This window comes from Larkinella sp. VNQ87, from assembly GCF_049445795.1.
GTDB lineage: Bacteria > Bacteroidota > Bacteroidia > Cytophagales > Spirosomataceae > Larkinella.
In genome coordinates this window covers 80,533-101,612 of sequence record NZ_JBMSDT010000007.1, presented here as the reverse complement: position 1 = coordinate 101,612, position 21,080 = coordinate 80,533, and the positions used below count along the sequence as shown (strand labels likewise).

The following is a 21,080-nucleotide window of genomic DNA, read 5'->3' as shown; positions in this document are numbered from 1 at the left end:
CGTCTAGCGGGTTTCAACGTGTAGGTAGGTTCCCGGCCTATCCGGGTTGGCAACAAACCAGGCTGGATTCCCGGCCTCATCCCGGCCCAGCCTGGCACCCGGGACCGGCGGTTCATTCAGCGCATCGGCTGCGCTTTTCGAACTGTTTTCCTGCGGTTTAGCCGCAAAAAAACCGGCTTCGATTAGCTCCTGCACACTTTCGTGGAAGACTTCGATCACCCGGTCAATCTCGGCATCGGTCAGGGCCTCGGTCATGAAACACGGAAAACCGTCCCAGATGTGGATGCCCTTTTCGCGCAGCAGCGTGAACAACAGTTCACTGTACGGAATTTCCTGGTGGTATTTCAATTTCCATAGCGACCCAAACTGGGCTATGAAAAACGGCAGTTGCTGGCGGTTGAAACTCGCGTTGAGCGTGTCGGCCAATCGCTCGGTTTTGGCGGTCAGGCTGCGCTGCAACTGCGGCCCCTGCTGTTTCAGGTAGCGCAGCGACGCCCGGGCGGCTGCCAGCGCGAGTGGATGCCGCACGAAGGTTCCGGCAAAATACGTGACGCCCACTTCCGGAAACGACGCATCGCCGTACTGCCAGAAACCGCCGTCGAGGGCGTCCATGAACGGTTTTTTTCCGGCGATGATGCCAATGGGTAAACCGCCCCCGGCCACTTTGCCGTAGGTCGCCAGGTCGGCCCGGATGCCAAACAGACCCTGCGCTCCGGCGGGGTGCATTCGAAAACCGGTGATGATTTCGTCAAAAATCAGGACGGTTCCGGTGGCTTCGGTCAGGGCACGAAGTTCTTTCAGAAACTCTACGGGCCGAAACTCCGGTCGGCGGCTCTGAACCGGCTCGACCAGCACGGCGGCAATTTCGTGCGCCCGCTCGCGGAGGATGGCCAGGCTTTCGTCGGTGCCGTAATCCAGAATCAGCATGTTCTGCACGGCTTCGGGCAGGATACCGGGCGCGGCCGGGAATGACTTTAATTTCTTGGTTCCGCGAACAATCACCTCGTCGATGATGCCGTGGTACGAACTGGTAAAGGCCACGATCAGCGACCGGCCGGTGACGGTTCGGGCAATCCGCATGGCTCCCAAAACGGCTTCGGAGCCGGTGCTGCACAGGGCCGCCCGGTCAAAACCGGTCAGTTCACAAACCAACTCGCAGACTTCGCCCGCCAGTTCGTGCTGTGGCCCGACTTCAAAACCGGCGTCGACCTGTTCGTGCAACGCTTCCCGGATGTGATCGGGCTGATACCCAAACAGGTTCGAGCCAAAACCGTTCAGCACGTCAATGTACTCGTTGCCGTCGATGTCCCACAACTGGCTCCCTTTCGAGCGGTTGACAACAATCGGATACACCAGTTCTTTCGTCAGCGGCTTGAACCCAGACACCACCCGGGGGTCGGCCATGTGGGGGCGGTGCTGTTGGGTATAGGCCTTGCTGCCGCCGGTTTTTTGCGTGTAGCGTTCGGTAAGTCGCCGGAGAAAATCCCGTTGGGTGTCCGTTAATTCGGTCACCTGCCGTTCGATGCGGGCGGCTGCACCGAACGGTTTTTTGATTTCAACGGCTTCTTCGGCCGTCAGTTCAGCTGCTTTGGAAACCGGCGTCAGGTCTTTCGGTTTGCCGTTTCCATTGGAATGGAAACCCGTGCTGGGAACCACAGGAGCAGTTACCGGAACGGCAGGCGGCAAAACCGGACTTGTCCCCTGCAACAGGGCGATCTGTTGGGCCAGAAGCTGTAATTGCTGCGAAATCAGACCGAGCGCCGGGTTGGTATAGTTGGTATTAGCGACCCCGTTCACGGGTGTCTGGCCCGGCGCGACCGGCATCGGGGCGGGTGCTGGGGCCGGTGGTGCTGCGGTGGGTTGTGCGGGCTGGTAAACGTCGCCGGGTAATTGCCCGTCGAGATAAGCAACCAACTGCTCCGGCGTGGCGTATTCTTCGTTGAGTTGCCGGAAGGTCAGCGGCACATCGAACTCTTTCTTGAGCGTCATCGCCACCTGTGTCAACAGCAGGGAATCCAGCCCCAATTCCACAAAACTCCGGTCGGGCTGAACATCGGATAACTCCAGGCCGGAAGCGTTTTCAATAATGTCCCTAATTTTTGTCAATAGAACGGTTCTTCTCATCGATTCCGGTTGTTCAAGTTCGGATGGGGCAGATAGCTGAGGCTGTACGTGTTTGGTTGGCTGCGGGAGAATGGGATCAATCCAGCAGCGGTTTTTATCGAAAACATAGGTAGGCAAAATCAGCCGGGTGCGTTGCTGACCGGCGTAAAAACCGGTCCAGTCGGGTTCGAGGCCGTGCAGCCAAAGTTGCCCCAGCGTCCGTAGGATTGTCTGGTAATCCGACCGGTTTTCCTTCGGCGGTTCCAGGCTGTTCAGGGCGGTTATCGCCGTGGGCCGCGCCTTGCCCGACTGGGCCTGCTGCCGGATCAGCGTAGTGGCAACCGATCCCGGCCCGACTTCCAGAAAAACCGCCTGGCTGCGCGTGAACAGCGTTTCCAGCGCATCGGCAAAGCGTACGGGCTGCCGGAGGTGGTTGGCCCAATACGTCGGGTCGATGGCTTCGGTATCGGTCAGGTAGGTGCCGGTGACGGTCGAGACGATAGGCTGCTGCGGTTTTTGCAGGGAAATACCCCGGACCAACTCGGTAAACCGGGGGATGATGGGGGCCATCATGGCCGAATGAAAGGCGTGGCTCGTAACCAGCAGCCGGTTCGGAATGTCATCGGCGGTCAATTGTCCGGAAAACGCCCGGATGGCGTCGTCGGGTCCGGCCACCACACACAGACGCGTGGCATTGATGGCGGCTATCGACAGGGTATCAGGGAGTAAGGGGGCCAGGGCATCGGCATCCAGCCGCACCGAGAGCATGCTGCCACGAGGCAGTTCACTCACCATCCGGCCCCGGGCGGCCACCAGGCTCAGGACATCGGCTAAGGAAAAAACACCGGCCAGATGAGCCGCCACGAACTCGCCGATGCTGTGGCCGCACAAAACCGTCGGCCGAATGCCCCAGCTTAGCCACAACTGCGCCAGGGCGTATTCGGTCACGAACAAGGCCGGTTGGGTATAGCGCGTATCGGTCAGCCGGGCTTCGGCCTGCGCATCCGGGCGTTCGGGGTACAGAACGGTCCGTAAATCAACCTCCAGTTCGGGTCGGAGCAGTTCGGCGCATTCGTCGACGGCCCGGCGGTAAACGGCTTCGGTTTCGTACAACGTCCGGCCCATGTTGAGGTACTGCGCTCCTTGTCCGGGAAACAGAAAAACCGTCTCGGTGGGGCGCTGTGTCAATGTGTGCGCGTAGGCGTCGGGCAGGGTCTGGATCGCTTCCGGGCCGTCGGACGCCAGCACAAACCGCCGGTGCGGAAAACCGGGTCGGGTGGTTTGCAGGGTGTAAGCAAGGTCGGTCAGGGGCTGTCCGGGATGCTGCCCGAGGTACTCAGCCAGCCGGTCGACGTAGGCTCCGGCGCTCTCCGCGGATCGGGCCGACCAGGTCAGCAACTGCACCGGACGCCCGGCATCCGATTCGGTCGGGCGGTTTTGGGCTTCTTCCAGCACCACATGAACGTTGGTGCCGCCGACGCCAAACGAACTGACGCCCGCCCGGCGCACCTCGTCCGATTCCCAGTCGGTCAGGCGGGTATTGACAAAAAACGGACTGTTAACGAAATCGATGTGGGGGTTCGGCCGCTCAAAACCCAGCGACGGCAGGAGTTTCCGGTAATACAACGACAAGGTCGCTTTGATGAAACCGGCGACCCCGGCGGCCTGCGTAAGGTGGCCCATGTTGCTTTTGATCGACCCGATTGCACAGTACTGCTTTTGAGTTTGCGGCCCGAAAGCCATCGTAAGGCCTTCTATTTCAATGGGATCGCCCAGGGGCGTAGCGGTTCCGTGTGCTTCGACGTAGCGGACGGTTGCCGGGTCGATCTGGCCGTCGTTGAGAGCCATCCGGATGGCTCCGGCCTGTCCTTCGGCATTTGGGGCCGTAAAACTGCCTTTTCCGCCCCCGTCGTTGTTGACGCCCACGCCTTTGATGACAGCATAGATCCGGTCGCCGTCGCGCTCGGCGGCTTCCCGGTTTTTGAGCAACACCACGCCCGCACCGTCGCTGAAAACCGTACCGGTGCCATCGGCGTCGAACGACCGACAGTGCCCATCCCGGCTCAGCATGGCCCCTTCCTGGTAGAGATGACCACTGTTGACGGGGGCTGTGACGCTGGCTCCTCCGGCCAGCGCCAGTTCACACTGGCCGTTGCGGATGGCGTCGACGGCCTGCGCAATGGCGAGCAGCGAGGTCGAGCAGGCCGAATAGACACTGACGGCGGGGCCTTTCAGGTCCAGTTGGTAAGCCGTTCGGGAGGCAATGTAGTCCTTCTCGTTGACGGTCATGGCCTGGAATGCCCCGACCTGATCAAGCGCGGTCTGATTCGGCAGGACATTGTTCAGGTAATACGTATTGTTGCCGCAACCGGCGTAGACGCCGATGCGCCCGGAGTAGAATGAAGGTAAATAACCGGTTTGCTCCAGTGCTTCCCAGGCAATTTCCAGAAAAACCCGCTGCTGGGGGTCCATCACTTCCGCCAGTTTGGGCGTGAGGCCGAAAAAAGCCGGGTCAAATTCCTGAATGCCGTCGAGAATACCCCGGGCCGGGACATACGCCGGGTCGGTTTTGAGCGAATCCGGAAGGGAGGCATCCAGTTCGTCGGGGCTGAAAAAGCGGATGGTTTCGCGACCTTCTTGCAGCAGGGTCCACAAGGCGTCGATGGTCTCCGCGCCTGGAAAGCGGCCCGCCATCCCGATCACGGCAACGTCGGCGGATTGGTTTGCTGTTGATGAATGGGTAGTTAGCCAGTCGGTGGAAGCCGGTTTTTGCTCCAATGCCGCAATGATTCCGGCGATGGTCGGGTGCTGGTAAAGTTTCGTGACGGGCAGCGTGCGGCCGAGTTGTTGCAGGGCCGCGACGGTTTTCTGGGCCAGGAGCGAATTGCCACCCAATTCGAAAAAGTTGTCGTCCAGGCCCACGCGGTCGAAACCCAGCAGGCTGGCCCACAAGGCCGCGAGTTGTTTTTCCAAGTCCGAAACCGGCTCGCGGTAGAGGATGCCGAGTTCCGGGCGGTGGTTGCCCGGCTTGGGCAGTTGTTTCTTGTCGACTTTCCCACTCGTCGTGCGCGGAAATTCATCGAGCCGGACAAATTGCGCCGGGATCATAAAATCGGGGAGTTGTTGCTCCAGAGCTTTGCGCAACGCGCTAGTTTCCAGTGTGTCCGGCGTGATAACGTAAGCAATCAACTGCTTCAGGCCCGGTACGTCTTCGCGGGCGACCACCACGGCCTGCCGGATGCCCGGTTGTTTCGCAAGCGCTACTTCAATCTCGCCCAGTTCGACGCGGTTGCCCCGAATTTTGACCTGATCGTCTTTCCGACCGTAGAACTCAATCGAACCGTCGGGCTGGTAGCGGGCCAGGTCGCCGGTGCGGTAAACCGTCACCGGGCCTTTCTCCGGATGCGTCCAGGCAACGAATTTCTCGGCCGTCAGTTCGGGTTGGTTCAGGTACCCGCTGGCCAGACACAGGCCACTGATGCCGATTTCGCCCACCTCGCCCTCCGGCACCTGCCGACCGGTTTCGTCTAGCATCAGCACGTCGATTCCGGCAATGGGCTTCCCAATGGAGGGCAGTTCGGGCCAGTTCAGGGCCTCGCCTTTGAGCCGCAGTTCGGTCACCCAGACGCTTGCTTCGGTCGGGCCGTAGACGTTCATGAGTGTGCAGTCGGGCCGGGTCGCAAAAAACCGGGCGATCGACGGGGTAATTTTCAGCAGTTCGCCCCCGGTAATGATTTCCAGCAGGTTGTCCTGTCCATCGGGTTCGGCTTCTGCGGCTTCAGCCAGGTATTGAAGCACGACGTAGGGCAGAAAAAGCCGGTGAATACCGTGCTCGCGGATGTAGCCCAGCAGCCGTCCGGCATCCAGCCGGTAGCTGTCGTCGATCAGGTGCAGCGTGCCGCCGGTGATGAGCGGGACAAAGATTTCCTGAAACGACGCGTCAAAACTCAAATGGCAGAATTGCAGCGTCTGAAGCCCCGGCCCGACGACGGCATGGTTCCGCTGCCACTGCAACAGATTCACCAGCCCGGCCTGTTCCAGGCAAACGCCCTTCGGCTGGCCGGTCGAACCGGATGTATATAAAATGCAGGCCGTCGGGTTTTGTGACAGAATGGGTTGGGCTGTAAGGTTATACGTCTGATCTGCCCGGATGACCGACAGGCCGAGTTCCGTAAAATGGGCTTCATCGGCGGCAGGGCTCAGGCAGACCTTCAGGCCCGATTCCGTGATCAGATGTTCCAGGCGTTGGGCCGGGTACGTCGGGTCGAGCGGAAGGTACGCTTTCCCGGCTTTTAGAATCGCCAGCACACTCACCACCATCTCCGGACAGCGGGTCGTACTCACTCCAATGATGCTGGCGTGTGGTGCGGCTTTCAGAATGGCGCGGGCCAACTGGTCGGCACGTTCGTTCAGGGTTGCATACGTCAAGGTGCCGGTTTGGGAAAAAACGGCAATTTGGTGGGCATACAGGCGGGCCGCTTCTTCAACCAGGGTATGAATCAGGGTAGTGTGCACAAGTCAGAGAAAATAGCCCGGAAAGTTAACAGACAATTGCTGAAACACTTCACTGTTGTCTGATAATTTTGCGATAATCGTTTAAGTATAAAAAAAGTTACTCCGCAAAAATTGTTCCGAATCCGGCCATTTTGCCAGCGAGTTGGCTGGATTACGTTGAATTGTTAGAAGTCGGTAATAAGAAATACAGTGAGTTGCGACAGTTTTTAGGGGTAGCGTAGGCTGTTCGGACGGGCGAGTTAAAGCCGGAGTGAGTTTTGCAGCGATCCCGGTTTTGGAAAGCGAGGTGACTATTTTGGTTGTTCGGTAAACAAGCCGGAGCGAATGGGCCAACGCCCAGTTCCGTAGTCGACCGTTCAACCGGTGCGCAGATGGTACTGCGGTTTCGGTCCTGATCAAAACCGGGTGGACATAAAAAAAGCGGTGACCTGGGTTGGGTCACCGCTTTTCTACGGATCGACAAGTTTACAGGTTTATTTGTAAGCAATTGATCTGCAACGGATTGCTTTAACTATAAACAATAGACCTGAGTACTGGACATAAAATGTACAACGGAGTGGTACTCCGTTGCTGGACTTTAACAAGTAGCTGTTAACGAAGTCATTAACCCAACGGAGTACCACTCCGTTGTACAAATGTCCAGTACTGAGCAATAGACTAAAAACTATTTCCTTCAAAGAGTACGGTCCCGCAATGGGTCGTCGGTGCGATTGCGTAACGGGTCGTCTGTGAGGTTATCAACGTCTACCTCGGTTCGGCGAACGCTATCCCGAATGGTTTCGTCGCGTTCTTCGATCTCCTTGTTCAGCGACACTTCTTCGACGACCCGGGCCTCCTTGTTCACCACCGGAACTTCGGCCCGCTCGGTCAGCTCGATTTCACTTTCCTGAAAATTTGCCAGATCGGCGGCCGTGGCCGGGCGGTCAACGGGCGTGCGTTCCACGTTCACGCGTTCGTGACGCAGCCGCAGCGTTTCTTCGATTGGACGCTCCACAATCCGGCTCCGAATCCGGGCTCCCCCCGTCGTCACTTCCCGTTTTCCCACCTGCAGGTTCTCTTCGATGATCGGAATCGACCGGTCGGCGTCGGTGCGGGTCGTGTCGGGCAGGTCGTAGGTCCGATCGGTATCCCGAACGGTTTGATCCGTCCCTACGGTATAATCCGTATCCGTTGTCAGCCGGTCAGTTGCCGGATAAGCGGCTCCGGTGGTAGCGTTCGTACCGGACGTGTAACCGTATTGACTGGCGCGCTCATCGACATCCACGGCCCCGGCATCGTCCAGAATATCGGCGGCCCGCTCGGCTTCCTCGACCGATTGCGTATGGACGGTAACGAGCGACCGAAGACGCCGGGCAACCTGGCTGTACCGATCGGCTTCATCATTACTGCCAAACAACGATCCGAAGAAATTGCCGATGCTATCGCTGAAACTATCGTTATCATCATCGTCCGAGCGGTAGGCCCGCTCGGTTTCGGTCGTGTTCTGAACCGAAAGATCAATGTCATCATGGGTAAAGCCTCTGCTTACCAACTGTTCGACGGCCTGCCGCGCTTCCGTTTCGTTGTCGAACATCCCAATTACCGTTTGTGCCATGATTGTTGAAGTTTAACGTTGAATAGATGGATATGAATTAACTACGTACTTGCTCTTCCGATCCGGGCGAAGCCGGATTTCGTTCGATGTGTACCTCTTCCCGCCGTAGCGTCACCTGCTCAGTGGTTTTCGACATCGTTTGGCGCTTGTGGATGTGCACCTCTTCGACCAGCAGCAGGCGCTTTTCCACCACAATCACCTCCTGCAAAACCGGCACGATCATCGTATCGCCCTCGTAGCGAACGGCGGGTGGAGCGGTGTCGATGTATTGGTTGACCGGAACCCGTTCGATGTCGAATTCTTCGGTTAAAACCGGGAACTCAAAGGTTTTTTCTTCTTCGAACACCCGTTTGGTGATTCGGATATGACCGGTTTCAATCACCTTTTTGTCCACGACCAGTTGTTCCTCAATCACGGGAATCGTCTGGCGTTGGCCGACATCAGAATTTTCGCTGGGTTGTTGATCCGGTAGCATAGCGTTTGGGCGGGTGGTTTACGCAATGGGGCGGCCACCGGTGACGCCGTAAATCATGCCGGTGATGTAACTACCTTCCTGCGAAGCCAAGAGAACAAAAATGGGCGCAATTTCAATGGGTTGAGCCGCGCGCCCAAGCAGCGAGTCTTCGCCGAAGCTTTTCACTTTTTCTTCGGGCATGGTCGACGGAATCAGCGGTGTCCAGACCGGGCCGGGGGCCACGGCATTGACCCGGATGCCTTTTTCGATGGCTTCTTTGGCGAGGGCTTTCGTGAAGTTGGCAATGGCCGCTTTCGTCGCGGCATAGGCCAGCAGGGTTGGTTCGGGCTGGTAGGCCTGAATCGAGGTCGTATTGATAATCGAACTGCCGGGTTTCATAACGGGCAGCGCGGCCTTGCAGAGGTAAAACATCGCGTAGACATTGGTCCGGAACGTCCGGTCGAACTCTTCCGACGACAACTCCGCAATCGAATCATGGTTCATCTGAAAAGCCGCGTTGTTGACCAGAATATCCAGCCCGCCCAGGTCATCGACGGCCTGCTGAATCAACTGCTGACAATGCGCTTCGTCCTGAATATCACCCCGAACGGCAATGGCTTTCCGACCGGCTTCTTCCACCAGCCGCACGGTTTCCTGCGCATCGTTTTCTTCGCTCAGGTAGGCAATCAGCACGTCGGCTCCTTCGCGGGCAAACGTCAGGGCAATAGCCCGCCCGATGCCGCTGTCACCGCCGGTAATCAGGGCCTTCCGGCCGGAGAGTTTCCCGCTGCCCTGATAGGATGTTTCGCCGTGGTCGGCCTGCGGACTCATCTTCTGGTCGGAGCCGGGATGGGGCTGGGGCGATTGATCGTAGGGTGGAACGGGATACTGCTGACGGGGATCTTGTAAGGTTTGCATGCGGTTACAGACGGTTAAATTACCCCAGACTAACCGCACCGCTGGCCGATGGTTGGTAAAAACAATGGGGAGTGAGGCAATGGGGAAACCGTCGTTTCCAAGGTTTCTTTCACCGGGACAGGCAGGCTGACCGGTCCCGGATCAACTTCTAATCGGTTTTGTACAATCGCCGAATTAACCGTTCCAGCGTCAATCCCTGACCGATGACCGAAAACAGCACGACGGCGTAGGTGATGGCGACAATAATCGGTTTGTTCGGAACCGCATTATCAATCGACAGGGCCAGCGCGACCGAAATACCGCCCCGCAACCCGCCCCAGGTCATCATCAAGGGCGCTTTGGAGTCGAGCGTCAGCCAGGGCCGGGCCAGCCGGTACGGAATCCAGATGGCCAGAAACCGGGCGATCAGCACAATCAAAACACTAAAGAGGCAAATCAGCCAGTACGACGTTTCAAACTCAATAATTAACAGTTCAATGCCGATGAGCACGAACAGCAGCGCATTCAGGATAACATCGATCAGCTCCCAGAATTTATCGACATACTCCTCGGTCTGGTGACTCATGGCGTCCTGCCGCGCCCGGTCGCCGACGAACAGGCCCGCGACCACCATCGCCAGCGGGCCGGAGATGTGCAGTTGCTGCGCCAGCAGGTAGCCGCCCATGACCCCCGCAATGGTCAGCATGACCTCGGTCTGGTAATGGTTGATGGAACGAAGCAGCCAGTACATGCCGTATCCCAGCGCCATGCCAAAGAGCAGTCCGCCCCCGGCTTCCTGCACAAACAGCAGCGTGATGCTACTGGTACTGATGCCATCTGTTCCATACAAGACCAGGCGGTAAATCGAAGCAAAAACCACCACACCCACGCCGTCGTTAAACAGCGATTCGCCCACGATGTTGAGTTTAACGCTGTTAGGTAATTTGAACCGGCTTAAGATCCCCAGCACGGCAATGGGGTCGGTTGGCGAAATCAGGGCGCCAAACAAAAGACAGAGCGGATACGAAAAACCAAAGCCAAGCCAGTAGGCCGCGTAATACAGGCCCGTACCGACCAGAACCGTGCTGATCAAAACTCCGATCAGCGCAAACAACATCACCGAACGACGTTCCACCCGCAGCAGGGCGGCATTGGTATGAAAAGCCCCGGCAAAGAGCAGAAAACTGAGCATGACATCGAACAAAACCCGGTTGAAATCGATAGCGGCAACGGTTTGTCGGGCGAGCGTAAACCAGGTTGGCCGCACCGAGTGAAGCGCGATCAGTAATAGCGAACAACCGAGCGATACGACCATGATTCCGATGGCATCAGGTAGCTTCAGCAGGCGGGTATTGAGGTACGCAAAAAGTGCGGCAATAACAATCAGAAGGGTAATCAGCGAAAACAGATCCATCGTAAAACCGGGTGTGTAGGGCCGCAAATTAAATAAAATGGCCCACAAAAAGCGGCTCGCCTGCGTGAAAAACCGGTGTGTAAAGCAGCCGTAAAGAACCGCGGCCGGGTGCCGTTCCCTAACGTTTTGCCGGTTTTCAGGCGAAAAGGCAATATTGCAACCGGGTGGCCGTAGAAGGGGAAAGACACAAGCCACCTGCACAATGATTCATAGCCTCAAACCCAACCGGTATTATATTGTTCAGAAAGAACCGGTTTTAGTCACGGAAAAAGACCTGCTGGAACTACCCGCCGAAGAGCCGCCCCGGCCCATCAAACTAACCAAGCCCTGGCTGCTTGCGTTTGGTTTCCAGCCCGACCGCCCGGCCCATTCCTGGATTTTTGGCAACGTCCGGCTGGTGGCAGGTATGAACTGCTGGCTGTGTACGACGACCCGGCGGTATATCCAATACGTTCATGAACTTCAGGACTTGTTTGAAGACCATTACCGTGACATCACGCTGGTCCTGAAGTCGAACAGTTTTTACATTACGGGAACGGTTTAGGGAAGGCGGCTTTGGGCCTGCCAAATACAAAACCCCAGCAATCAGCCGGGGTTTGTACTTTTTTTATCCTATATGTATGAAGTTTCGGCGTTTATAAATCGTCTTCGTCATCTTCCTCCTCCGTCTCATCCTCTTCATCATCGTCGGGAAGATCGCGCATCACCTGATACAAATTGACCAGATCATCGGTGGAAAGCTCATCGAGTTCAATGTCGGTATTGTCGCTGAAACGCAGCGTCAGCGGGTCGGTTTCGTCGTCGTTCAGCCGCAATGACAGCAGTTCCAGGTCGGCATCATTGAGCGTCAGGGGCAGGAACCGTAAATCGAATTCGGAAGCATCGGCCTCCTCGCCCAACTCATGAACTGCCTGAACGATGGCGCTTTGGAGAGCCGTTCGAAAGTCTTCGAGCTGGTCGGCGAAATCGTCGGCCGGGGGTAACGTTGAAAAATCGGAAGTTGCCATAACAGCGGATTATACAAAACGTAAAAGAGTCGCTTTTCGGAGCGTTTGCAGGACGCAAATTGCGGCAAAACCCGGATTTTTGGGCAGTTTCGAGATTATGGTTTGATGAAGTTTTCCCGTCGCTTGTAAAGACAGCCGTCATATGCCCTTCGTGTGTCAGGCGGTTTCGATGACCGTTCCCTAAAGCAGCGCCCAAAGCCGGGATTTCAGCCGTTCAAGGCCGTCTTTCAACCGGCCTGCGTCGTAGGGGCGCGTTGCGGCTCCATCGGCTTTCTACTTTTGAGGGGTAAACAACTATAAAACAGCTATTTATGAAAACGTTTGCTTCTCTCTTACTTCTTTTGCTGCTCTTTGGAGTCGCCCAGGCCTATGCGTTCAGAACAAAACCGGAGCGAAATCTGGCTACTCAATTATCCCGGTATTTGCAACTCCCCGACGCGCTGCGCCAGAGCAGGCAGGGAGCCGTTGTGCTCATCAGCTTTCGAATCGATGCCGACGACCGGCTGGCCGACCTTCAGGTGCACACCAGCGACCGGGGCTTAAACGAGTCGCTGGCCCGCCAGCTAGTCGGTCAGAAAGTCGTCCGTACGGGGCCCGACCGGAACGCCGTGCAGTGGGTTCGGCTACGGTTTGTGCCGTGAAATGGACAAGAGACAAGAGACGATAGACAAGAGAGGGGCTTGCTTCCGGGTTGTATTCTCCTGTCTATCGTCTTTTGTCTTTTTTCTGTTGTCTCTTTTTCAAAACCGGCTGAGCAAATCGTCCACCATCTTCGGCGCGCCCATGAAAATCGGCGTCCGCTGGTGGACGCTGTCCGGTTTGATGTCCAGAATTGATTCCGTGCGGGTAACGGCCCGGCAACCCGCCCGTTCGGCGATGAAGGCCAGCGGATAGCATTCGTACAGCAGCCGGAGTTTGCCCTCCGGATTTTTGGGCGTGGGCGGGTAGAGGTAAATACCGCCTTTGAGCAGGTTGCGGTGGAAATCGGCCACCAGCGAGCCAATGTACCGGCCCGTGTATTGTTTCTTCCGGCAGTCGGCCAGGTAGGCCCGAACCGGTTCTTCGTACAGATCGGCGTTGCCGTCGTTGCAGGAGTAAATGGTGCCGTCGGCGGGGCTTTGTAGGTCGGGGTGCGAAAGAATAAATTCGCCCAGCGAGGCATCGTAGGTAAAACCGTTGACACTGTGGCCGGTCGTGTAGACCAGAATGGTCGACGAACCGTACAGAATGTATCCGGCAGCGACCTGTTCGTGACCACCCTGCAAAAAATCGTCCATCGTCGGTTCGGTGCCGATGGGGGTTACGCGCCGGTAAATCGAGAAAATCGTGCCGATCGACACATTCACGTCAATGTTGGAAGAGCCGTCGAGCGGATCGATGGCGACCACGTATTTGGCGTGGTTGTTTCCCGTAAAAATAATCTCTTCTTCCTCCTCCGAAATGATAGCGCAGACTTCCCCGCCATTCTTCAACGCCCGTTCAAAGCGGATGTCCGCAATCACATCCAGTTTCTGCTGATTCTCGCCCTGCACATTCTGCGCGCCGATGCCGCCCGTCAGGTCGATGAGCCCGGCCCGGTTGATTTCGCGGTTGATAATCTTTCCGGCCAGCGCAATGTCGCGCAGCAGTTGCGACAACTCGCCGGTCGCGTAGGCAAAGGCATATTGCCGGTTCATAATGTACCGGTCGAGCGTGGTGCCGACCGGCAAAGCCAATGGATGGGATGTTCTGGAATGCATGCTGCTACGGGATAGATCCTGGAAAATGAGTACGGAAAATCGGCGGGTCGATCGGGCAGGAATAACTACACACTCAAGAAAGGAGATCGGGCTTAGGATTTCATCATGCACCGTCATGCATGCCTGAAGACCCATAAGTTACCATTGTGCCGACTACAGAAGCAAAACTAGGGCGGTTTTCTTCACCACCGGCAAGCCCTTATCAATAATTTCTAATTATTTAGAAAAATAATCTTAAAACAGAGGGTAAGTTTTTCGAAAAACCGGATCTTGCTAGTAACAGGCACTGAACGTATGAGCAGACGGCTACCTTCAGAAGAAGCCCACCAACTGTGGCAGGAGTACCGGGCGGGCGATATGTACGCCCTGGCCCGCATCATGCAGAGTTACTACGCCGACCTCTTCCACTGGGGAATGCGGCTGCACCCCGACCGCGAGTTCGTCAAAGACTGTATTCAGGAGATTTTCCTGAACTTGTGGAAACAACAGGGTACTGCTAACGTGGTCGATAACGTGCGGGCGTATCTGCTGGTGGTGCTCAAAACCCGCATCCTGCGCGACCTTGCTCGCCAGCACACCACCCACCAGGCCAGCCTGTCCGACGAGTACGCTTTTTCGGTCGAGTTTGCGGCCGACGTGCAGTGGATCGAAGAAGAAAATGAAGTGTACCAGATTCGAAAGCTGGAGCGTGTCATCAACCACCTCCCCGACCGCCAGAAAGAACTGATCTACCTGCGGTTTTACCAGAACCTGAGTTTTGAACAGATCGCCGACGTGATGCATTTGGGTCGTCAGTCGGTGTACAATCTGCTCCAGAAATCGCTGACCAGCCTGCGGAAAAACTGGACCGTGAGCAGCATAGCATTCCTGTTTTTGCAGTTGGCAGTTTATAGTATTCGATATACGGTTTTTGGTGGCTAGCGCAGGAACTGAATACCGAAAACCGTAAACCGCGTACCGGATACCGAATACCGATACAATGATGAAAAACTACAACTCTTACACGGTGGAAGACTTCCTGCTGGATGAAGATTTTCTGGCCTGGGTGCAGGGACGTAGCCATTGGGAAGACTTCTGGCGTTCGTTTTTGCGTCACTATCCGGAAAAACGCGATGCCTTCCGGCAGGCCGAACAACTCATCCGGGCAGCAACGGCGGTACCCGAGCGCTTGAGCGAAGCCGAGGTTCGGAAAGAAACGGAAAAGTTTTTGGAACGGGCTGATACGTATACTGATAAGCGTTACTTCAAATACCGGCACTGGCCGAACAGGCCAGCCATTCGACAGGCCATTCGGTGGGGGCTGGCAGCCGCAGCCGTGCTGGCACTGGTGCTGAGCGTTGACCAGTATCTGGCCCGGCATCAGGCGGCTTCGCTGGCGTCGCGTCCGGCGGAACGCTCATCGGATGCGTTGGTCGAAACTTGCAACGACACCCGGCAATTGCTCCGGGTTGTGTTAAGCGATAGTTCAGAAGTATGGCTGAGTCCGGAAAGCCGCCTGCGGTATCCGTCGCAGTTTGCCGGAAACACCCGAACGGTTTATTTACAGGGGGAAGGCAGCTTTTCGGTCCGGCGTCGGCGGCAACCGTTCATGGTCTACACCGGCCAGATGGTGACTAAAGTGCTGGGTACCCGGTTTGTCGTCCGGGCGTTCGATCAGGACAAAAAGATGACGGTGCAGGTATTGTCGGGAAAAGTCTCGGTGTATCGAAAGAAAACGGAGCCACCAACCGAAAACCGGGAGGTCAACGGCCTGATCCTGAACGCTAATCAGGCGGCTATTTTCGAGAAGGTCGACGGAAACCTGACCAAAACGCTGGTGGCCAATCCGGCCCCGCTTGCAAAGAAAGTCAACGAAACGCCGTTTGTGTACGACGAAGTGCCGTTGCCGGTGATTCTGCGGGAACTGGAGAAAAGCTACGGCATTCCGATTCAGTTCGACGAACAGACGTTTGAGCGGTGCAAAATCACGGCGGTGTTGTCGAGCGAATCGCTTTATGAGAAGCTGGACTTGCTTTGTAAAGCCTCCTCCGCCAACTATGAAATTACGGACGGTCAGATTGTGATCAGCCGAAAAGGATACCGCTAAAATTCATAAAAAAGGGCAGTGACTATGCCACCGCCCATCAGGTCTATTCGCTGAGTGTCGCTCGCCAAAGTAACCGCTCAGTGAAAAGCGTCCCATTCCAGAACACCTCAACCTTAACAAAACTATGCAAAAACACCTTTCCGGGCAACTTTGGTTGAAACTTATGCGGTTTTCACTAACTCAAAGTTTGGTTATGGTCTCGCTGGTGGGCGTGTCGTTTGCTCACCCGGGCCGAGCGCAGGAATACCTGAGCCGACGCCTGACGTTACACGCTGATAACCAGGATATCAAGCGAGTTCTGGCGGAAATTGAGAAAGCAACGGATGTGCAGTTCGTTTACAGTTCGCAGGTGATTGAACCCCGACAGAAGATCAGCATCCAGGCTAACAACTCGACGCTGGAAGAAGTACTGGTGAAATACTTCAAGCCGTTGCCGGTGAACTACGAACTGGTGGGCCGAAAGGTGGTGTTATCGGCCAGCACTGCCCCCGGTTTTGAAACCGGGTTGCCCGACATTCGGGAGCGGTTTGCCGAACAGGCTCCCAAGCGAACCGTCTCGGGCAGCGTGACCGACGAAAAAGGCGCGGGTCTGCCGGGGGTAACCGTCCTGATCAAAGGCTCGCAGCGCGGCACAAGCACCAACGCCAGCGGGAATTTCCAACTCGACGTTCCGGACGCTCCCGGTACGGTTCTGGTGTTCAGTTACGTCGGTTACGTCAGCCAGGAGGTGACGGTCGGCAGTCAGACCAGCCTGCGAATCACCCTCGCGCCCGAAAGCAAGGCGCTGAACGAGGTGGTCGTGACGGCTTTGGGCATCAAGAAACAGGCAAAAAGCCTCGGCTATGCCACGGCCACGGTGGGGTCGGAGGAAATGACCATCAACCGGACGGCTAATTTCATGAATGCCTTGCAGGGCAAAATGGCGGGCGTCAACATCACTCCGCTGGGCTCGGGACCGGCCGGAACGAGCAAAATCCGGATTCGCGGGCAGTCGTCGTTTGGGGGGAACAACTCTCCGCTGATTGTGGTCAATGGCGTGCCCATCGACAACACGAATTACGGCGCCCGGGGTGATGTGTCAGACCGGGGCAGCAACCGGACTTCCGACAGTGGTGACGGTCTGAGCAGCATCAACCCCGACAACATCGAAACCATGACGGTGCTGAAAGGCGCAGCCGCTTCGGCCCTGTACGGGTCGCGCGCCAAAGACGGGGTGATCATGATTACGACCAAAAACCGGGGTTCGGGCAACGGCATCGGGCTGGAATACAACACCAACTTCACGTCCGACACACCCCTGGATTACACCGATTACCAGTACGAATACGGGCAGGGCGAAAATGGCGTTCGGCCGACCACGCCCTTCCCGACGTCCGGACAGTGGAGTTTCGGCGAAAAATTCCAGCCGGGCATGACGCAGGTGTTGTTTGATAACGTCACAGTTCCTTACGAGCCGCAGCGGAATCAGATCACCAATTTTTACCGAAAAGGCAATACCTGGACCAACACCCTGACGCTTTCCTCCGGCGGAGAAAACGGCGGTTTTAGCCTGTCGATTGCCAACATGGACAACCGGGCGATTCTGCCGGGGTCCAGTTACAACCGTAAAAACCTCAACCTGGGCTTTACGCAGACGCTGGCGAAGAAGCTGACGGTGTCTGGTAATATCAACTATTCCAAGGAGTTTCGGAAGAATCCGCCGAACATTGCCGAGCAGGATTACAGCCCGGTGATCATTTACAACCTGGCGAATTCGATGCCGCTGGATGTTCTGGAAAAATACGCGACGGATGCCAACGGTAACGAAACCGTCTGGTCGCGGTTTACGAACCGGACCAACCCATATTTTGCCCTTAAACGCTTCGAAAACATCGATACCGACCGGATTTTTGGCAACCTGACGGCCCGGTATAATTTCACCAACTGGCTGTTTCTGCAAGCCCGGATCGGGCAGGATTTCTACGCCCGCGAACAGGAGTACAACCTGCCGACCGGCACCCAGCGACAACCTGCCGCCCCCGCCGGTTTTGTGAACGGGCAGTATGTGCAGGATGTGCGCCATGTCCGGGAATTGAACGCGGATTTCCTGCTGAATGCCAACAAGACGTTCGGGGTTTTTGGCGTGAACGTGAACTTGGGCGGCAACCAGATGTACCGGAAAATCAGCCGCCACAACGTGTTTGTGCAGGACTTTTACACCCGTGATCTCTACACGATCGGCAACGGCCGCCAGCGGGATGCGGTGTATGAACTGTCCGAACGGCAGGTCAATTCGCTGTACGGTTCGGCCGAACTGTCTTACAAAGATTTTCTTTTCCTGAACGGAACCGTTCGGAACGACTGGTTTTCAACGCTTTCGCCCGCCAACCGGAGCATCGCCTACCCGTCCGTAACGGCCAGTTTTGTGTTCTCGCAGGCTTTTGCAACGTCTCTGCCCGTCTGGCTGACCTTCGGGAAAATCCGGGCGGCTTATGCCGAGGTGGGCAGCGATACCGATGTGTCGCCCTACGCCAACAACCTGTTTTACGGCATCAACCCGCAGCAGTTTCCGTCGCCGAGCGGCACGGCCCAACCCTTGGCCAGCATCAGCGGCACGACCGTTCCGAACGCCGATTTGCGCCCGATGCGGGTTTCCGAAAAAGAGATCGGGCTGGAACTGCGGTTGTTCAACAACAACGTCGGCCTGGATTTGACGTACTACGACAAAGTGTCGTCCGATCAGATTCTGCGGGCGCAAACTTCCGACGCGGGCGGTTACCAGACGCAGTTGATCAACGTCGGCAAAAGCAGCAATAAAGGACTGGAAATGCTGGTCAACCTGACGCCGGTCAAACGCACGGATTTTACCTGGAACCTGACCTTCAACGCGGCTTACAACGTCACGAAGGTGCTGGATCTGGGTTCGAGCGTGAGCGACAACATGATCACGGTCGGCACGGGCGAGTTTACGGGCGAACTCCGGCAGGTGGTCGGTCAGCCGATGGGCCAGCTCTACGGGTTTGGCTACCTCCGCGATGCCCAGGGCCGTCAGGTGTTCGACGCCGGAAACGGTCGTCCTCTGCGCACGGCCACGCAGATTCCGTTTGGCAGCGCCCTGCCCAAGTGGGTGGGCGGGATTACGAACGGGTTTAGCTACAAAGGCATCAACCTCTCGGTGCTGGTCGATTTCAAACTGGGCCACAAGATGATTTCGGGCACCAACCACAACGCCTGGCGGCACGGTTTGCACAAAGCGACGCTGGTGGGCCGGGAGCAGGGCTACGTCATCGGGCAGGGCGTCAACCCGAACGGCGAAGTCAACCAGACCCGGTCGGTCGTGCAGGCGTTTTACGAAACCGTGCGGTCGCAGAACATCGCCGAGGAGTTTGTCTACAACGCCGGTTTGTGGCAGTTGCGGCAGATCACGCTGGGCTACGATTTCACGAAGTTTCTGCCGACGAATGCCCGGTTTATCAAGGGCCTGCGGCTGAACGCGGTGGCGAATAACGTCGCGGTGCTTAAAAAGTGGGTGCCGAACATCCACCCCGAGCAGTTCGGTTTCCCGTCCGACAACCTCGTGGGGCTCGAAGCTACGGGCCTGCCAATCACCAGAAGCATCGGTTTTAACCTGAATGTGAAATTTTAACGAGATGGATTGTTACACAGGGTTAATCAGAGATTATCAGGGTTAATCAGGGAATCTCTGATAACCTCTGATGTCCCCTGATTAACCCTGTGTAACAACCCTCCTCCAACCCATACGACAACCATGAAAAAGATACTCATAAGCCTGGCCTTCCTGCTCACTGCCTGCGACGAGGGGTTCGATGAGATGAACATCAACCCGATTGCCCTCACGGCCGTCGAACCGGCGTTTCAACTCAACACCGCCATCGTCAACAGCGCACCCGGCTACGGCAACCTTAGCTACGAAACCACCATTGTCAAGCAAATGATCACACCGTTCAGCGGACAGGGCTCGGCGGCTAATTTCAACCAGGACAACCGGGGCGTTTCGAATGGCAACTGGAACACGTACTACCGGACCGTCATCCGCGAACTGGTCGACGTCATCACCAAAACGAAAGACGATCCCGCTCGCTCGAATCTCTACAACATGACCCGGATCTGGAAAGCGTATTCGTTCATGGTCGTGACGGATAGCTACGGCGACGTGCCGTATGTTCAGGCCGGGAAAAGCTACCTCGAAGGCATCGTAAAACCGGTTTACGACACGCAGGAGGCCATTTATACCGATATATTAACGGAGCTGGATGCGGCTTCGGCGGGGCTGGATGCGGCCAAGACGAAGGTCGCCAGCGACGTACTGTACGACGGCGATGTGGTCAAATGGAAGCGGCTGGGCTATTCGCTGCTGCTGCGGGCAGCCATGCGGCTTTCGAAAGTCAACCCGACCAAAGCCGCCGAGTACGTGGCCAAAGCCGTGGCCGGGGGCGTCATGCAGTCCAATGCCGACAACGCGATTATCCGGCATACGGCCAGCTTTACCAACCCCGTCGGGAGCCAGTTGAACGGCGGGCAGTCGGCTTTTTTCTATTTGGATGAGGAGTTTGTGAGTTTTTTGCAGAAAAATAACGACCCCCGGCTGGCGTCGATTGCGGTTCGCTACGTGGGGGCCACTAGCGGGGCGCAGCAGGTCGAGTCGCGGGCCAACCGGACGCCCGCCGTGCAGGTTGGCGCTCCGCAGGGCTACGACAACACGACCATCGGCGCGGCTGTAACGGCCAGCAAACTGGCGAGTTTGTGGGATTACAGCCAGCTCGACCGGACGCGCATGGCGTCGCTGACAGCCCCGAGCTTCCTGGTGACCTACGCCCAGACGCAGTTGTTGCTGGCCGAAGCGGCTTTCCGGAAATGGACCACGGGCAATCCGGCGACGTTATACACCAACGGCATTCGGGCGCACATGCAGCAACTGGCGACGTATGGAGCCAATACTGCCGTTTCGGAAAGCGCGATTACGGCTTATGTCGACGCGAATCCGCTGGCGATTGGCAAAGAACTGGAGCAAATTAACACCCAATACTGGGTCGCGTCGTTTCTGATCGGGCCCGAAACCTGGGCCAATTTCCGGCGGAGCGGATACCCGGTTTTGAAACCGAATCCGTATCCCGGCAAAGACCTCAAAACCGAAGACTTCATCCGTCGGCTGACGTATACGGACGCCGAACTGAACGTCAACAAAGCCAATGTCGATCAGGCCATTAGCCGACAGGGACCGAATTTGCTCGACACGCGTATCTGGTGGGATAAGAAGTAAACCCGCTTCGA

At 56.7% G+C, this 21,080-nt stretch carries 13 protein-coding genes; 6 read left to right on the top strand and 7 right to left on the bottom strand.

Features of this window, described 5'->3' with window-relative positions:
• Positions 1-3 precede the first annotated feature (3 nt).
• The 5 genes from ACO2Q8_RS13500 to ACO2Q8_RS13480 all read right to left on the bottom strand — a co-directional run bounded on the left by ACO2Q8_RS13500 (position 4) and on the right by ACO2Q8_RS13480 (position 10,977).
• Complete coding sequence (locus tag ACO2Q8_RS13500; protein WP_423345350.1) at positions 4-6,618, bottom strand: amino acid adenylation domain-containing protein; 6,615 nt, start codon at positions 6,616-6,618, stop codon at positions 4-6.
• A 673-nt stretch (positions 6,619-7,291) separates the two neighbouring features.
• Complete coding sequence (locus ACO2Q8_RS13495; protein ID WP_423345349.1) at positions 7,292-8,212, bottom strand: YsnF/AvaK domain-containing protein; 921 nt, start codon at positions 8,210-8,212, stop codon at positions 7,292-7,294.
• A gap of 37 nt (positions 8,213-8,249) precedes the next feature.
• On the bottom strand, positions 8,250-8,687 hold the full coding sequence (locus ACO2Q8_RS13490; protein ID WP_423345348.1) for a YsnF/AvaK domain-containing protein: 438 nt from the start codon (positions 8,685-8,687) through the stop codon (positions 8,250-8,252).
• A gap of 18 nt (positions 8,688-8,705) precedes the next feature.
• Complete coding sequence (locus tag ACO2Q8_RS13485) at positions 8,706-9,584, bottom strand: SDR family oxidoreductase (RefSeq protein WP_423345347.1); 879 nt, start codon at positions 9,582-9,584, stop codon at positions 8,706-8,708.
• Between the two features lie 148 nt (positions 9,585-9,732).
• Positions 9,733-10,977, bottom strand: coding sequence for a cation:proton antiporter (locus ACO2Q8_RS13480; RefSeq protein ID WP_423345346.1), 1,245 nt, complete (start codon positions 10,975-10,977; stop codon positions 9,733-9,735).
• Between the two features lie 202 nt (positions 10,978-11,179).
• Here ACO2Q8_RS13480 and ACO2Q8_RS13475 point away from each other — a divergent pair, with 202 nt between their 5' ends.
• The gene (locus ACO2Q8_RS13475) at positions 11,180-11,521 is read left to right on the top strand and encodes a hypothetical protein (RefSeq protein WP_423345345.1); all 342 of its coding nucleotides are present in this window, start codon (positions 11,180-11,182) and stop codon (positions 11,519-11,521) included.
• A 91-nt stretch (positions 11,522-11,612) separates the two neighbouring features.
• Here ACO2Q8_RS13475 and ACO2Q8_RS13470 read toward each other — a convergent pair whose 3' ends face one another.
• Complete coding sequence (locus ACO2Q8_RS13470) at positions 11,613-11,984, bottom strand: hypothetical protein (RefSeq protein ID WP_423345344.1); 372 nt, start codon at positions 11,982-11,984, stop codon at positions 11,613-11,615.
• 311 nt (positions 11,985-12,295) lie between these two features.
• Here ACO2Q8_RS13470 and ACO2Q8_RS13465 point away from each other — a divergent pair, with 311 nt between their 5' ends.
• Positions 12,296-12,625, top strand: coding sequence for a hypothetical protein (locus ACO2Q8_RS13465; protein ID WP_423345343.1), 330 nt, complete (start codon positions 12,296-12,298; stop codon positions 12,623-12,625).
• Between the two features lie 99 nt (positions 12,626-12,724).
• Here the strand turns inward: ACO2Q8_RS13465 and fbp are convergent, their stop codons facing one another.
• Positions 12,725-13,723, bottom strand: a complete 999-nt coding sequence (gene fbp / locus ACO2Q8_RS13460) for a class 1 fructose-bisphosphatase (RefSeq protein ID WP_423345342.1) — start codon at positions 13,721-13,723, stop codon at positions 12,725-12,727.
• 294 nt (positions 13,724-14,017) lie between these two features.
• On the opposite strand from fbp, the gene ACO2Q8_RS13455 reads away from it, so the two are divergent.
• From ACO2Q8_RS13455 to ACO2Q8_RS13440, 4 genes are all read left to right on the top strand, one after another.
• The gene (locus ACO2Q8_RS13455; RefSeq protein ID WP_423345341.1) at positions 14,018-14,644 is read left to right on the top strand and encodes an RNA polymerase sigma factor; all 627 of its coding nucleotides are present in this window, start codon (positions 14,018-14,020) and stop codon (positions 14,642-14,644) included.
• A 61-nt stretch (positions 14,645-14,705) separates the two neighbouring features.
• Complete coding sequence (locus ACO2Q8_RS13450) at positions 14,706-15,809, top strand: FecR family protein (protein ID WP_423345340.1); 1,104 nt, start codon at positions 14,706-14,708, stop codon at positions 15,807-15,809.
• 124 nt (positions 15,810-15,933) lie between these two features.
• A complete protein-coding gene (locus tag ACO2Q8_RS13445) occupies positions 15,934-19,434 on the top strand; it encodes a SusC/RagA family TonB-linked outer membrane protein (RefSeq protein ID WP_423345339.1) in 3,501 nt (1,166 codons plus the stop codon).
• A gap of 123 nt (positions 19,435-19,557) precedes the next feature.
• Positions 19,558-21,069, top strand: coding sequence for a SusD/RagB family nutrient-binding outer membrane lipoprotein (locus ACO2Q8_RS13440; protein WP_423345338.1), 1,512 nt, complete (start codon positions 19,558-19,560; stop codon positions 21,067-21,069).
• The last annotated feature ends 11 nt before the right edge of the window (positions 21,070-21,080 follow it).